This is a genomic window from Lonsdalea iberica (assembly GCF_002111585.1).
Classification (GTDB): Bacteria; Pseudomonadota; Gammaproteobacteria; order Enterobacterales; family Enterobacteriaceae; genus Lonsdalea; species Lonsdalea iberica.
The window spans coordinates 15,689-31,207 of sequence record NZ_LUTP01000007.1 but is presented as its reverse complement, the minus strand read 5'-3'; the positions used below and the strand labels follow the sequence as shown (position 1 = coordinate 31,207).

Annotated in this window: 14 protein-coding genes; 3 read left to right on the top strand and 11 right to left on the bottom strand. The window is 60.0% G+C overall.

Annotated elements, in window-relative coordinates; translation table 11 throughout:
• Positions 1 to 137 precede the first annotated feature (137 nt).
• From AU511_RS04090 to AU511_RS04080, 3 genes are all read left to right on the top strand, one after another.
• A complete protein-coding gene (locus tag AU511_RS04090; protein WP_094108854.1) occupies positions 138 to 683 on the top strand; it encodes a hypothetical protein in 546 nt (181 codons plus the stop codon).
• Positions 684 to 693: 10 nt separating this feature from the next.
• Entirely contained in the window at positions 694 to 1,395 is a 702-nt protein-coding gene (locus AU511_RS04085) for an isopentenyl transferase family protein (RefSeq protein WP_167371996.1), read from the top strand.
• Between the two features lie 217 nt (positions 1,396 to 1,612).
• On the top strand, positions 1,613 to 1,861 hold the full coding sequence (locus AU511_RS04080) for an ElaB/YgaM/YqjD family protein (RefSeq protein WP_094100148.1): 249 nt from the start codon (positions 1,613 to 1,615) through the stop codon (positions 1,859 to 1,861).
• 191 nt (positions 1,862 to 2,052) lie between these two features.
• Here the strand turns inward: AU511_RS04080 and AU511_RS04075 are convergent, their stop codons facing one another.
• From AU511_RS04075 to AU511_RS04025, 11 genes are all read right to left on the bottom strand, one after another.
• Positions 2,053 to 3,888 (bottom strand): ABC transporter ATP-binding protein, encoded by a 1,836-nt coding sequence (locus AU511_RS04075; RefSeq protein WP_094108912.1) that lies wholly within the window; start codon positions 3,886 to 3,888, stop codon positions 2,053 to 2,055.
• A gap of 89 nt (positions 3,889 to 3,977) precedes the next feature.
• Positions 3,978 to 5,762, bottom strand: a complete 1,785-nt coding sequence (locus tag AU511_RS04070) for a gamma-glutamyltransferase family protein (protein WP_094108853.1) — start codon at positions 5,760 to 5,762, stop codon at positions 3,978 to 3,980.
• Between the two features lie 15 nt (positions 5,763 to 5,777).
• Positions 5,778 to 6,653 (bottom strand): ABC transporter permease, encoded by an 876-nt coding sequence (locus AU511_RS04065; protein ID WP_094108852.1) that lies wholly within the window; start codon positions 6,651 to 6,653, stop codon positions 5,778 to 5,780.
• Positions 6,650 to 7,597 carry an ABC transporter permease gene (locus tag AU511_RS04060; RefSeq protein WP_094100145.1) on the bottom strand — a complete coding sequence of 316 codons (948 nt, stop codon included), beginning with the start codon at positions 7,595 to 7,597 and terminating at the stop codon, positions 6,650 to 6,652. The genes AU511_RS04065 and AU511_RS04060 overlap by 4 nt, the downstream gene beginning before the upstream one ends.
• An 83-nt stretch (positions 7,598 to 7,680) precedes the next feature.
• A complete protein-coding gene (locus tag AU511_RS04055) occupies positions 7,681 to 9,192 on the bottom strand; it encodes an ABC transporter substrate-binding protein (protein WP_094108851.1) in 1,512 nt (503 codons plus the stop codon).
• A gap of 82 nt (positions 9,193 to 9,274) precedes the next feature.
• Positions 9,275 to 10,018, bottom strand: coding sequence for a FadR/GntR family transcriptional regulator (locus AU511_RS04050; protein ID WP_205756415.1), 744 nt, complete (start codon positions 10,016 to 10,018; stop codon positions 9,275 to 9,277).
• A 422-nt stretch (positions 10,019 to 10,440) separates the two neighbouring features.
• The gene (locus AU511_RS04045; protein WP_094108850.1) at positions 10,441 to 11,757 is read right to left on the bottom strand and encodes a purine-cytosine permease family protein; all 1,317 of its coding nucleotides are present in this window, start codon (positions 11,755 to 11,757) and stop codon (positions 10,441 to 10,443) included.
• A gap of 191 nt (positions 11,758 to 11,948) precedes the next feature.
• Positions 11,949 to 12,935 carry a 5-oxoprolinase subunit C family protein gene (locus AU511_RS04040; protein WP_094108849.1) on the bottom strand — a complete coding sequence of 329 codons (987 nt, stop codon included), beginning with the start codon at positions 12,933 to 12,935 and terminating at the stop codon, positions 11,949 to 11,951.
• Positions 12,925 to 13,806, bottom strand: coding sequence for a 5-oxoprolinase subunit B family protein (locus tag AU511_RS04035; RefSeq protein ID WP_094100141.1), 882 nt, complete (start codon positions 13,804 to 13,806; stop codon positions 12,925 to 12,927). The genes AU511_RS04040 and AU511_RS04035 overlap by 11 nt, the downstream gene beginning before the upstream one ends.
• Before the next feature lies 1 nt (position 13,807).
• A complete protein-coding gene (locus AU511_RS04030) occupies positions 13,808 to 15,196 on the bottom strand; it encodes an acetyl-CoA carboxylase biotin carboxylase subunit (protein ID WP_100059637.1) in 1,389 nt (462 codons plus the stop codon).
• Positions 15,197 to 15,249: 53 nt separating this feature from the next.
• Entirely contained in the window at positions 15,250 to 15,498 is a 249-nt protein-coding gene (locus AU511_RS04025; protein ID WP_094100140.1) for an acetyl-CoA carboxylase, read from the bottom strand.
• Positions 15,499 to 15,519 lie beyond the last annotated feature (21 nt).

The window sequence follows — 15,519 nt, the reverse complement described above, 5'->3', positions numbered from 1 at the left end:
TCACACGCTGTCTCACGCTTATCCACAGGTGAAATACCGGCGTCATATTCTCTTCTTCAATGACTAAGTCACTCTCGATATTTGTCAGGTATCGATTAATAAGGCGAGTCATTATTCCTATAAAAGGATTGCACCTCATGGAAACGGTCATTCCACCGGACGATTCAAGCACAATCAACCGTCCGGATGATTTCGAGCTAATCGCGCTTATGGAGTTATTAAGTTTCGAAGATATAGCTTTTACGTCAATAAATTATTATTTATCCACCATGTTCCACTCCGAAGAACCGCCTCCACCATTATTCATCTCCTCAACCGGTAACCGGCGTCTCTTTATTAATTATCAGGGGCCGGTGGATAATCGTGAACCTCATGATGTCGTTTTTAAATTTGCTCATCAAATCCACGCTGTCGCCGTCAGCGCCAGTGACAGAATTCGACGAATGCAAGCATTCACGTACAGAAATATTCATGCGTTTATTATCGAGCGTATTATTTCTCCCCAACCCAAACCTCAAATAAACGTCATTGAAGGACAAATTGAATGGCGTATTCCCTCCCCAGAAATTAAGTATCAGAGTCGCCTATCTATTTCGGATAACTGGAAACCGGGTGCGCTCAATTACGTAAAGCAAGTCATCAATCGTTATCAGCACACCCGCTGTGCTAACTATCATGAGTGAGGAAGACGCTATGAGCACGAGATTACATCTTATTTGGGGACCAACAAGTACAGGGAAAACCGCCAGATCGGTGGCGTTGGCGGAAAAAAACGGCGCGCCGGTATTGGTTCTTGACCGTATTCAATGCTGCCCTGAAGTGACGATGGGCAGCGGACGTCCGACCGAACAAGAGTTGCATGGCACCGAGCGCATCTACCTCAGCACTCGTCCCATTGGTCAAAGCATCATCTCTGCGCCACAGGCCGTTAAACGGCTGCACCTCCTGGTGGACCATTACGCCAAGATCCATCCGCTGATCATTCTGGAGGGAGGCTCCGTCTCGATACTGCAGGAAATGGTCAAACACCAAACCTGGGGCCAGCAATACACCTGGTCTTTCGAACCGCTCCCCATGCCTTCCACCGAGCATTTCCTGAAACGCGCCAGAAAACGCATCTGGCAGATGTTCTACCCCGGTGGCGGGCTGACGTCGTTGCTGGATGAGATGGTCCAGATATGGGCCCACCCCGAGTATCGTGACACATTGGCGGACATTGACGGCTATCGCTGCATTATCGGCTATCTGCGTCAGCGGGGACGCCGCGTAGATGACATCCTCCGCATGCCTCTCCACGAGCATAAACAGATGGCGGAAGAAATCGCCCAGGAGTATTGGCAACATGCCGTTTGGCAAACGGATAACTTCCCTGAGATCCCCGCCAGTTGGCGCTAGGCCGTCGCCACCACGACTGATTTAAGGTCACTGAACCAGCGGGCACCGCGCATGCCGTGCCCAGCGAGTGCGTGCTTTAGCCATAGCCTGCTCCGCGGGTATCCGACAGCACCGCGTCAAAAACGCGAAAAAGAATAATTAAGATGTTTCCTTCCTGCATTCCTGCCAGCCTTTGCTACGCTTAGTGTGACATTTAGCCATTAGTGAAGGAGCTGGTATGTTCGGAAAAGCAGAAGATAAAGTAAACGAAGCGGCAGGCGCTGCTCAGGAAACTTTCGGCGAGGCCACTGACTCACACGAGCATCAGTTCAAAGGGGCGGCGAAAAAGTACGCTTCTCAGGCCAGCTATGCTGCACGTGATGCGGCTGATGTGGTCAAAGACCAGGTTAAATCCAATCCGATGGCAGGCGTCGCGATTGCCGCCGCGACCGGGATTGTGCTGGGATTTTTACTCGGCCGTAAGTGATCGAAAAGCCGTTAGCAAACACCCTGTAAGTTGCGGCAACGCGGCAAACATAAAGGCCCCTCACCGGGCCTTTTTTATGTTTGTCGCCTGTTGGTTTATAACGAACCGTTTTTCATTGCGACAATCGTCAGCGTCAGGCCTCGGTATCCCGTATTTAATAAACGTTCTTTATCCACACGATCATCCCCCCATCATGGCGCATCAGATACCATTACCTGATGTCCGGGGCCGACCTCGCGATACACACGCGGCGGGGGTACATAGCCAACAGGACGCACCGGGCTGTGCAACTCTTCGATCGCCGCATTGCGCCGCATACCGCGTCGCGCAGGATCCGGCACCGGCACTGCCGCAATCAGCTTCTGCGTGTAGGGATGCTGCGGGTTGGCGAAGATCGCCGCGCGCGGCCCAATCTCGACAATTTCCCCGAGACGCATCACCACCACCCGGTGACTAACGCGCTCCACCACCGCCATATCGTGGGAGATAAACAGAAAGGCGATATTGAACTGCTCTTGCAAATCGAGCAGCAGATTGCACACCTGCGCTTTTATCGATACGTCTAACGCCGAGACGCTTTCATCCGCAATGATCACCTTGGGATTCAACGCCAGCGCCCGGGCAATCGCCACCCGCTGGCGCTGCCCGCCGGAAAATTCATGCGGGAAGCGATCCATCATGGACGGCGAAAGCCCCACTTGCTCCAGCAAATTGGCGACCTTCTGCCGCGCCTCGGACGGCGTGGCCAGCCGGTGTTTGATCATCGGTTCCGCGACGGCCGCGCCCACCGTCATACGCGGGTTGAGGCTGGAAAACGGGTCCTGAAAAATCATCTGCGCGCTGCGGCGCATCGTGCGCAGGCCGACGACATCAAGGTTGAGTACATCGTAACCGTCCAGCTGGACGTCGCCGCTTTGCGGTTCGATCAGGCGAATAATGGAACGTCCGGTGGTCGACTTGCCGCAGCCGGACTCGCCCACCAGCGCCAGCGTCTCGCCCTGAAATAGATCGAACGACACATTTTCGACCGCGTGTACCGCGCCGCTCGATCGCCCCAGCAGGCCGGAACGAAGCGCGAACCGCGTCACCAGATTTTTTACGGACAGCACCGGCGTTTGGCCGCTCTCCACCGTGTTGGGCACGTTATGCGCAGGAAGGGCTTCGCCGCTCTGCATGTCGATGCGCGGAAAGCGCAGCGGCCAGGGTTGATCCCCCATCGATCCCAGCGTCGGCACCGCCGCCAGCAGCGCTCGCGTGTAGGGATGTTTGCCGTGCCGGAACACCTCCGCCGTCTCGCCGGTTTCTACTTGTTCACCACGAAACATCACCAGCGTCCGGTCGGCTATTTCCGCCACCACGCCCATGTCATGCGTGATGAACAGCACGGCCATCCCCTCCTCTTCCTGTAGGGTTTTGATCAGATCCAGAATCTGGCCCTGAATGGTGACGTCAAGCGCGGTCGTCGGCTCATCAGCAATCAGCAGTTTGGGCTTAGAGGCCAGCGCCATCGCAATCATGACGCGTTGGCGCATACCGCCGGAGAACTGATGCGGGTAGTCGTCAAACCGGGCGGCGGGATTGGGGATGCGCACCTTGTCCAGCAGTCGCAGCGTCTCTTCCCGCGCGGCCGACTTGCCCGCCCCCTTATGCTGACGCAGCACCTCCGAAATTTGCCGCCCAATGGTGAATACCGGATTGAGCGACGTCATCGGTTCCTGAAAAATCATCGCGGCGTCGTTGCCGCGCACCGCGCGCATTGCTTTCTCCGGGAGCGACAGGACATCTTTCCCGTTCAGCATAATGCGACCTTCGATACGGCTGGACCGCGGATCGAGCAGCCGCATGACCGACAGCGAAGTCACGCTTTTGCCGGAGCCGCTCTCGCCGACCACGGCGACCGTCTCACCGGCGCTGACCTCAAAGGACATCCCGCGCACCACCGTTTTCCACACGCCGTCCACGCGAAAAGAGGTGGTAAGGTTCTGCACGGAAAGGACGCATTCCCGCCGCGTTTCTTGCTCATTCATGATGCTATCTCCCCGTGAGTGGCGGCCGTCTTCGCACACCGTATTAACCCGTTTGTCTCGCTGCTCTTCACGCCGCAGGCCGACATTAATCACCGGCCTATCGCATATGCCTGCATCAGACGCGGCGTGGCGGCGGCGCGTAGCAGCCCATCTTCGTCCCGACGCGCGGCCGTTAAGCGACCGATCGTCCAGGGGTCGGACGCCACAATGTCATGTCCGCGCGCTTTAAGAGCCGAGAGCGCGGCGTCGCCGATGCTGCTTTCAATCATGACGTGACCCGGCTGGCGGGTGCGCGGATAGAACGAGCCTGGGAAATGCGCGGTATGGAACAGCGGCAGGTCGATCGCCTGCTGCAGGTTCAATCCGTAATGGGCATAGCGCAGGAAAAAAGCCAGCTGCCATTGATCCTGCTGATCGCCGCCCGGCGTACCAAACGACAGCGTCGGCCGACCTTCATACAGCGCAATTGACGGTGTGAGCGTGGTGCGCGGACGCTTGCCGGGCGCCAGCGACGTCGGCAGGCCCGGTTTCAACCAGAACATCTGCGCGCGGGAATTCAGACAGAAGCCCAGCCCCGGGATCACCGGCGACGACTGCAACCAGCCGCCGGACGGCGTGACCGACACCATATTGCCCTCGCGATCGATGACGTCGATATGCACCGTGTCACCGCGTTTTTCGGTCAGGTGCGACATGGTCGGTTCATACACGGCACCGCTGCCGCGCTGCGCGGCAAGCATGTTCAGCGTCAGATCGTGCTGATGCGTGTACCCCGGCAGGCAGCCCGGCCGCAGCGCCAACGACGCCTCGTCGGCAATCAGTTGGCGGCGAACCTCGTTATAGCCGTCGGACAGCAGAGTCTGCATCGGCACAGAGGCGAAGTTCGGGTCGCCGTAATAGACTTCGCGATCCGCATAGGCCAGCTTCATGGCTTCCACCACCGTGTGTACGAAGTCCGGCCCCGCCGGATCCATGGCGGCGATGTCGACGCCTTTCAGCAGCGCTAGCGACTGCAACAGCACCGGCCCCTGCCCCCACGGCCCGGTCTTGGCGACGGTCCAACCGTGGTAGTCATACGTAGTGGGCGCTTCGACCGTCGCCTGCCAGTTCGCCATGTCGTCGGCGGTCAGTACGCCTTTATGCCGATGGCCGCTGGCGTCCATGACCTCGGCCGTGCGCAGATAGTCCGCGATGGCCTCCGCGACAAAACCACGATAAAAAGCGTCTCTCGCGGCGTCGATACCCGCCTCTCGTCCTGGTCGGGATTCGGACTCCCGAATAATGCGCTTCCAGGTTTCGGCCAGTACCGGGTTGGTAAAGTTCGACAATGCGGCAGGCGCGGCGCCGCCGGGCAGCCATGTGTCGTACGACGTCGGCCACTCCGTGCGGAAGAACTCGGCCAGATCGCTGATGGTCGCCGCCACTCTCGGCAACACAGGATGACCGTGCTCCAGATAGCCAATGGCCGGTTCCAGCACCTCGCGCACGGTCAGAGTGCCATAGTCGCGCAGCATCAACATCCAGCCATCGAACGAGCCGGGGATCACCGTCGCCAGCAGGCCGTCGCCGGGGATCAGGTCCAGCCCCTCGGCGGTATAGTGCTCAAGCGTCGCCGCCGCCGGCGCGGTCCCCTGCGCGCAGATCACCTCGACCTTGTCTTTTTTACGCGAATAGATCACGGCGGGCATATCGCCGCCGGGACCATTCAGATGCGGTTCAACCACCTGCAAGACAAAGCCGGTGGCGACGGCCGCGTCAAACGCGTTGCCGCCTTTCTCCAGAATGCTCATGCCGACCGCCGAGGCGATCCAGTGGGTAGACGTGACCACCCCGAAAGTGCCCAAAATCTCCGGGCGCGTGGTAAATGCGTTCATGACGCTCTCCATCTGTTATGCGTTTTCACGCGGGTCGAGCGCGTCTCGCAAGCCATCGCCCAGCAGGTTAAAGCCAATCACAACCAGGAAGATGGCGGCCCCCGGCCACAACGCCATCCAGGGCGCCTGCGTCAGGAAGTTTTTGGCGACGTTCAGCATCGATCCCCAACTGGGCGCGGGCGCCTGCTGGCCAAGGCCTAAGAAGGACAGACTGGCTTCCGCGATAATCGCGGTCGCCACCGTCAGCGTCGCCTGCACGATAATCGGCGGCAGGATATTCGGCAGGATGTAGCGCAGCAGAATATCGCCGTGGCCCAGTCCGATGGAGCGCGCGCCTTCGATGTAGTCTTCGGTTTTAACCGCCAGCACCTGCGAGTGCGTCAGCCGGATAAAAATCGGCATCGCGGACAGGCCGATGGCGATCATCGCATTTGTCAGGCTCGGACCGAGAAAGGCCGCCAGCGCAATCGCCATAATCAGAAAAGGCATCGCCAGAAACGCCTCGGTCACACGGGATATCCCCTGATCGATCCAGCCGCCGAAGTAGCCGGAAATCAGGCCGAAAGGGACGCCGGTCAGTACGGCGATGGCGACGGAGATCACCCCCGCCATCAGCGAGGCCTGCGCGCCCCACACCATCCGCGACAGCACGTCTCGGCCGATGTCGTCCGTCCCCAGCCAGTGCGCGGCCGACGGCGCCTGGCGGATGGCGCTCCAACTGGTCGCCAGCGGATCGGCCAGCGGCAGCAACGGCGCCAACACCGCCAAAAGGGTGAAAAAGACGATGATGATGAGACCGGCAATCGAACTGCGGTTGCGCTTCATCTTCTTCCAGGCGCGGTTTCCGGTCACGACCTGTGCGCCGCCGACGACGGGTTCAGACAGGCTCATAGCGCGCTCCTCATTCGCGGATTCAGCAGCATGGCGGCGACGTCCGCCAGCAGATTCATGACGATGAAGCCCACCGCCGTACACAACACCACGCCCTGCACCACCGCGTAGTCGCGGTTGAAGACCGCATCGACGATCAGCTTGCCGAAGCCGGGAATGGTGAAAATCTGTTCGGTCAGCACCGCCCCCGCCAGCAGTTCGCCGAACAACAGCGCCGTGAGCGTGATGATAGGCGACAGCGCATTGCGGAAAGCGTGGCTCAACACCACCTCCCGATTGGATAACCCTTTGGCGCGCGCCGTGCGAATGTAGTCCGCTTTCAGGACCGACAGCATCGCCGAGCGCGTATGCCGCATCAGCGTGGCCGCCAGCGCGGTGCCGAGCACAAAGGCGGGCATGAGCGTGGTTTGCAGGGAACGCAGCGGGTCGGTGAACAACGATTCGTAGCCCGAGGCAGGCAGCCAGCCCAGCTGTACAGACACCAGCAAAATCAGCATGATGCCGAGCCAAAAGTTCGGGATCGACAGCCCTGACAACGCCACCACGTTCGCCAGATAATCCAGCGTCGTGTTCTGCTTCACCGCCGCCAGAATGCCGATCGGCACACCGAGGATCAGCGCAAAAAACATCGCCATCACCGCCAGTTGCAGCGTGACCGGCAGTTTTTCGCCGATCAGATCCAGCACGGGCTGATTGGTGCGGAGCGACACCCCGAAGTCGCCCTGGGCCACGGCCCCGAGCCAATAGAAGTACTGATACACCACCGGGTCGTTCATACGGTATTTTTCACGCAGTAGCTCCAACACCGCCGGATCGCGCTCTTCGCCCGCCATCGCCAGGATCGGATCCCCCGGCAGCAGCTTTTGCAGCGAAAAAACGAAAATGGAGATAATCAGGAGCGTCGGTATCGCCACCAACAGGCGTTTGCCGATATAGATGTGCATTCGCGCGTTTCCTCATTCAAAGAGTGCCTCGACCGGGTCCGCCGAGGGGATAACGGGCCTCCCCCCGGCAAGCGCACGCCGAATTAGTTGCCTTTTTTGACGCCCGTCAGGCGGATCATCCCGTCAGCGGACGGCGTAAACCCGGCGATTTTTTTGGAGTAGGCATAGAGGTAGGCCTGATGACCGAGATAGATCAGCGGCAGATCGTCGTCCAGAATCCGGGTCGCGGCATCGTAGCGGGCTTTGCGCACCGCGTTATCCGTGGATTCGCGCGCCTCGTTCAGCAGCTTGTCGACCTCAGGATTGCAATATTGGGTGTCGTTGATACCGCCTTTGCAGGTCACAAATGGATGGATATTGCCGTCCGGATCCGAACGCCCGGACCAGTCGGAGCGCGACAGCACATAGTTCCCCGCCGTCTGTTCGGAGAGCAGCGTGGCGAACTCGGTCGCTTTCAGTTTGACGTTGAAGCCGGCTTCGGCCGCCATGGACTGGATCACCTGCATCATCTGGGTCTGCGTGGTGTTGTTGGCGTGCTGGAGTTCGATATCGTATTTCTCATAGCCCGCCGCCTTCATCAGCGCCTTGGCTTTCGCCACGTCCCGCGCCGGGACCGGCAGGCTCTGGTTGTACCACGGGCTAGTGGAGGGCCACGGCTGATTCCCGGCCAGCGCAGTTCCTTCGAAGACCACCTGATTGATGGCTTCACGGTCGATAGAGAGCGAGAAGGCCTGACGCAGCCGTTTGTCCTTGCCAAAGGGATTATTGGCCTGCGGTCCGTTGCCAATATTGACGTACAGCGCCATATAGCCCGGTCCGATGACCTTGCCGTAGTTGAGGTTCGGGTTCTGCTGCACGGCGGCGACATCCGACGCCGAGATACGCTCGGCCAGATCCAGCTCGCCGGACTGCAAGTTGGCTAACCGTACCGTCGTGTCCGGGATGGGGAGGAAGGTCACCTTATCGAGAAAGATGTTACCGGCGTTCCAGTAGCGGGGAAATTTCTCCAGCACGATGCGGTCCTGCTGGACGCGCTGCACGAATTTAAACGCGCCGGAACAGACGGGCTCCGAACCAAAGTTAGCCCCGAGCCGTTTGCCTGCCGTCGGGGAAATCATCATGCCCGCGCGATCGGACAGCTGAGCCAGCAGGCTGGCGTCGGGGCTTTTCAGCGTAAATTTCACCTGATAGTCGCCGGTCGCCTCCACGCGGGCGACGGAGGCCAGCTCGCTTTTGCGTCGGGACTCCGGCATCGTCATGTAGCGTTGGATGTTGTAGACCACCGCTGCCGCATTGAACGGTGTGTCATCGTGAAACACCACGCCCTTGCGCAGATCCATCGTCAACGTTTTGCCCCCGTCGCCCCACGTCCACTGCGTCGCCAGCTGAGGAACAATCGACAACGTGTTATCGACATCCACCAGCCGATCGCACAGGCTGGTGTAGATAATGCGCCCGACAAACGTGCGCGACTGAGCCGGGTCCAGCACGTCAGGGTCGTCTTGCAGGCCGATACGTAATTCTGCCGCCTGCGCCGTCGTGGCCATCACCGCACCGGCCAGCAGGAGCCCGGTCTGTTTGATAAGTCGGTTCATGTCATGTTTCCTCTGGTCGAGAGCAAAAGCCGAGAGTCGGCGCAATGAATGCAGGTCAGACGGCGCTGGCCCGCGCAAAAACTTAGCGGCGGAGTGCTTCTGCGTCGGCCGGCGCATCGTCGCCGAGCGTGGTATGGCGAATGAGCCTATCCTCCAGCGTCAGCAGGTGCTGGCGCATCGCTTCGCCCGCCTTCACCGGGTCGTGGGCGGCAATCGCGTCGATAATTTCCGTATGATCGCTGTGTGAGTCGGTGAGCGACGCGTTATGACTGCGCGCCAACGCGCGGAGCGCCTGCCAGGCCGGGTACTGGCGCACGCGGTTTACTACGTCGAACAGCGAAAGAAACAGCTGGTTGCCCGCGCTTTGCGCAATCAGTCGGTGCAACGAGCCATCCCACAGCTCGCGCCAGTCGGCGTCGGTGCGCTCGTAGATTTTATCGCGCAGCGTCCGCATCCGTTCGATGTCCGACGGTGTGGCGCGCAGCGCGGCCAGCTGCGCCAGCTGTGGTTCGATGCGCAGCCGCACTTCCATGATTTCCATGAAATTGGTCCCTTCGATTAGATTGGCCGCGTGGGTGCCCCAATGATCCGGCTTTGGTCCGAGAAACGTGCCGGAACCCTGCTTGCGCCAGATAAGTCCCTCCGCTTCCACCACCTCCAGCGCGCGCCGCACCTCGCGCCGTCCTACGCCCCACAGCTCGGAGAGCGCTCGCTCCGTCGGCAGTTTTCCGTCAGGCTCCAACGCGCTCTCGCGCAGAAGCTCGCGCAGTTTCTCGAGCGCATAATGCGAATTTTCCTTTTTGTTGACGCGGGCCATGTCGCTCATTGGTTCGCTCCAATGGGTAATTGGTTCAAAAAAAGCACGATGACCGGGTCAAGTCAATACGGGGGAAAAGCGCTGAACCTGCAGCAAATAGCCCCGAAATCACTGCGATTGAGGCAGAACGGATGCAGATGCTGCGGCACTGAACCGGGCGACCGGATGAATACGCGGCGAGTGTCGAATTTTTAAGCGTTTTATATCGGGACATTTCACGCTATTTTTTTGTTAATACATAAAAAAAACCGGCCTTCAGCGCGACGCATTGGTCACACAGCGCTGCCAAGCGGATGATTAGCAATAAGAAATGATGATGGATAGCCGTGGCCGGGACGCCAGACAACGTCTTTGTACTCGCAAGATTTTTCGGAGGTGTATCTTTAGGCGGGCGGAAAACGCCGCCGTCTATCGACGACGGCTCAGAGCGGTCATGCGGCCGCGCGCGACGTCGCAGCAGGCAGAAGACGATACAAGACGAAAGCGGTGATGAACGTGGCGGGCGCAGACCAGGACTGCCATGCCGTCTGCGCATACATCAACAAGATGCCGACGGCGACGCTCGCGCCCCAAGCGGTCAACCCGCTGAGGTTAATGTTGCGCTCATAGTTGATGCCCGGCGCCTGACGCGCGGACGTCAGGATATAGCTCAGCGCCACGCCCACCCAGGCCACCACGAAGATCCCCTGCCAGGCCAACGCCTGCAAGATATAGCTGAACACATCCGCCAGCATCAGCACATAGACCACCACCCCGACCAGACAGGCCCAGATAATCCGCCGGAAGCGCAGCCGGAACAACAGCCGGAAAAAGTCCTGCATATTGACCGTCGCCAGAAAATAGTTGGCGGTGTTGATGCGGGTTTGCGTGACCCAGACGAAGAACAGTCCCCACAGCCCCAGCAGGTTGAGGATCGCCACCACCACGCCGGTTTCGCTGAGTCCGTCGCTTTCCGAAAACCCGCTAACCAAATAGATGCCCGCCACGCCGTTGAGCAGGAAGGTGATGAGATAGAACGGCATGCCGAAGTTAATCCCCGCGTGGTAGCTCGCGTCCTCCGCTTTGCCGTACCGGGCATAGTCGAAGGTATACATCATCAGGATCCACACGCCCATGTAGTAGGTGAAGCAGTGCCACCAGCCGTAGGCCGGCGGATCGGCGGGACCGAACGCCAGCCACTGCGGGTTATAGCCGTTTTGCTGGATAGACACCGCCACCGTCAGCAGCAGGCCAAGCAAATAAAACGGCAGCAGTACGCCGTTAAATTTATCCAGCCAGTGCTGCACGCTGCCGAAAATCAGCGGCACGCTGTACAGCACCACCACCAGCGCGGCGACGGCATAAGGCAGTGCCGGAAACAGATGGTTCAGCGCGAAAGCGATGACCGCCCCTTCGAACACGGCGTAATAGATGGCCGTCGAGAAGAAAATGAGCGTGGCGAGCGACGAGCCGAGCCGACCAAACAGCGCCTGCGAAAACAGAGAAACCGACAGCCCGGTCTTGATTGCGAACCGGCTGATGATCCCATTGATCACGCCATAGCTGACGACCGACAACACCATGCCGATAATGGCGTTTTTCGCGCCCCAGCGCTGCGCGAGCGACGCGCCGACCACGATGTAAAATAGCGCGCTGCATACCGCCCACCACGCCATAGTCAGCGAGAGTTTGCCCATGCGCTCGCTGTCGGTGACCGTGCCGGACTCGGTCGCAGTGGCGGTCAGTTTAACATCAGAAAGATCTGCCATAGGGGGCTCCTGAGTGCAAAAGAAGGAAATACACACCTGACCGACCAACATCGGAAAAGGCCACGTTTCAGCGATAAACCGCGAGTAGCAGACAGCCCCCATCACCATGCGGACCGTCGCTGCCGCATGGCCCGTGAGAAGACCATGAGTACGGCTACGCTACCGTAACCGGCGAAGGCCGCCGGGCGGGATCAGGCCGTTTGCCGGCCAATCCAGTCTCTTAACTGTGCCAGCCGCTGCTGGGATTGCTGTCGGGCAGCGAGCGCCTCCTCCAGCGAGACAGGCACAAAACGTACCTGATGATGCGGTTGCATCTGCGCCACCCGATCCAAATCGGCGCTGATCACCGTTCCCAGTGTCATATAACCGCCGCCGGAAACCGCATCGCGCAGCAGAATTATTGGCTCCAGCCCGCCCGGCACCTGGACGGAGCCGATGGGATAGCACGCGTCGACGATATTGGACGGGTCGGAACCGGCGCCGAACGGCGGCGTACGCGGTAGGTACTCCAGCGGTTTACCGCCTTTCAGGCGATAGCCAATGCGGTCCGCCTCCGTGCCGACCCGCCAGGTATCGGCGAAAAACTGCGCCGCCGCGTCGTCAGTCAGGCGATGAATGTAGAGGCCGGGCACCAGCCGCAGCGTGACCTCCTTTTCAAAGCTCGGACACAACGCCTCGGGCGCCTGCGCGCCTTCGGCTCCCTCGCCGGTCGGTTCGCCGATAGGCAACCGATCCCCCTCCTGCAACCGCCGCCCTTCCCATCCGCCGAGCGCCCCTAGCGTGTAGGTGGAGCGGCTGCCGAGCGCCAGCGGGACGTCAATACCGCCCGCCACGGCGAGATAGCTGCGACAGCCTGCTTTGGCGAAATCAAACTTCAGCACCTGACCGGGCCTGACTCGAAATGCGGCGTCCAGCGGCATTTCCGCGCCGTCCAGCCGGGGCGCCATCCGCGCGCCCGTGACCGCCACCAAGACCTCTTTACCGAACGCCAGCTCCGGGCCGATCAACGTGATTTCCAGTACGGCGGCAGACTCATTGTTGCCCACCAGCAGGTTGGCCATGCGCAAGGCATAGTTGTCCATCCCGCCCGAAGGCGGTATGCCGAGGTGGTAGTACCCCTCGCGACCGATATCCTGTACCGAGGTCGCCAGTCCGGGCTTGATAACTTTAATCGGCATACAGCACCTCCCGCAGGGAGTGGGTGTAATGCGCGGCGTCCGCGCTGAATTTTTCCAGTTCGAACGTCACCGGACGGATGCGCAGGCTGAACGTGCCCGCTTCGACCTCCGCCACGGCACGGTCGTATTCGGCGCGATCCATCGCCCGGAACTGGACGATATCCCCCGCGCGGAAGAACACCATCGACGCTTGCAGATAGTCGAGACGCTGGCTCGGGTCGTAGATCGGCGCGGGCGTGACGCCGAATAGCTGGTAGCCGCCCGCTCCACGTACCGAATAGAGGCAGCCGAAGCAGCCGCCGTGACCGAGCGACTGGCGCGGCGTATCGGTGCGGGGCCGCAGATATTTAGGCACTTCCAGCTGTTTGGCTTCTTCCACCATCTGGAACATGAAGGGCAGCCCCGCCACAAATCCCACCATCGAGACAAACCACGGCGTGCCGCTGTGCGCGGCGATAAAATCTGCTACCTCGGCATAGCCGTTAATCGCGGCGGCATACTCCAGATCGGTCGCCTGCGGATCTTGATGACGATCGCGAAACCGCATGAGCGTTTCGTGCGTCCACGGGTCGTTATAAAGCACCGGTATTTCGATAATACGAGTCGACAGCATGGTGCCGGTGGTGGCCTGCGCCTCGGCGTTTTTCACCTGCTCCAGCACGGCCTCCGGCGCAATGATGTCGGGATTGAAGCGCACCTGAAACGAGGCGTTCGCCAGACAGATATCCAGCACGCCAGGCAGCCTCTGCGACTCCAGCGCGCGCGTGATCGCCATGCCGCGAAAGAACGCGTCCAGCGACATGGCTTCGTCAATTTCCGCAAATAAATGTTCGTCGCCGCCAAAGCTGTAACGAATGGCTTTCGTCGTCATGTCATACCTCCTGAGCGGCCGCAGCATCCGCGGCGGCCCGTTCAGCCAGCCAGCGCTCCAGCGCCGTCGTGGTAAAGTCGCCCGCCTGCAGGCGCGAGTCCGCCAACAGCCATTGGTGCAGCGACTGGGTGGTGGTGATACCGGCGATGCGCAGGTCCGCCAGCGCAGCGACGGCGCGAGACAAAGCCTGTGCGCGATCTTCGCCGTGAATGACCAATTTCGCCACCAGCGAGTCGTAATACGGCGGGATACGATAGCCGGAGAACAAGTGGCTTTCGACCCGTACGCCCGCGCCCCGCGGCCAACTGACGTCCGTCACCGTGCCGGGACAGGGGAAGAAATGGCGTTCCGGATCTTCCGCATTGATGCGCATCTCGCAGGCCGAACCGTTCAGCGCGATCGCTTCCTGCCGTAAAGTCAGCTTTTCGCCCCCGGCGATACGCAGCATCCACTGCACCAGATCCACGCCCGTGACCATTTCCGTCACCGGGTGTTCAACCTGAATGCGGGTGTTCATTTCAATGAAGTAGAAGCGGCCGGTGGCCGAGTCGAAGAGATATTCCAGCGTGCCCGCGCCCTGATAGGACAGGCTCTGCGCCAGCCTCACCGCGCTGTCGCACAGCGCCTGACGCTGCGCCCCGGTCAACGCCGGAGACGGCGCCTCCTCGAAGAGTTTCTGGCGCCGCCGTTGCAGCGAGCACTCCCGGTCGAACAGATGTACCACCCGTTCGCCGTCGCCGAGGATCTGGACTTCGATGTGGCGGGCGTGTTCGATAAACAGCTCCAGATAGACCTGGCCGGAGCCAAAGGCGGCCTTGGCTTCCTGCTGCGCCAGCGGAAAAGCGGCTTGCAGCGCTTCCTTTGACTGCACAATGCGAATGCCGCGACCGCCCCCACCTGCCGCCGCTTTGATCAACAACGGATAGCCGATATGCTCGGCGGCCTGCAATGCGTCGTCGATCGTCGTGATCTCCTGCTCCGATCCTGGCACCACCGGCACGCCCGCCGCCTGCGCGGTACGACGGGCGGCGGCCTTGTCGCCCATCGACCGGATCACCGCCGCCGTCGGCCCGACGAAAATCATGCCAGCGTCCCCGACGGCGGCGGCGAACTCCGCGTTTTCCGACAAAAATCCATACCCCGGATGGATCGCATCCGCGCCGCTCTCCCGCGCCGCTTGCAGCACCGCCTGCGGATTCAAATAGCTCTGGTCGGCCCTGGCCCCGCCAATGATGCGGTAGTCGTCGGCCAGTTGCACCGGCAGCGAGGCCACGTCCGCCTCGCTGCACGCCGCCACCGTTGGGATCCCCAGCGCCTGAGCGGCGCGAATAATCCTGACGGCAATTTCCCCTCGGTTGGCAATCAATAATTTATTTATCGGCATCAATATCTCCACTTCCGCGGTGATTGAAATAAACGCTCAGCGATAATAAAAACTTTTATTTAGCGATCGCTTTTAATAATGGCTATAACCTGTCCGGGTTCGATCGGATCGCCACTTTCAACGTTGAATTTAATTAATTTTCCTGAATGCCCTGCCACCATTTCGGTAAATTGTTTCATTACCTCAATCAGGCCAATGACCGTATCTTCCTGAACATTATCGCCCTCTTCCGTAAAAGGCGGCATTTCCGGCGCGGGTTGCCGATAAAAAACGCCCGGCAAAGGAGAATAAACGTCATATTCTTTCATATTAATCACTCCTGATACGGC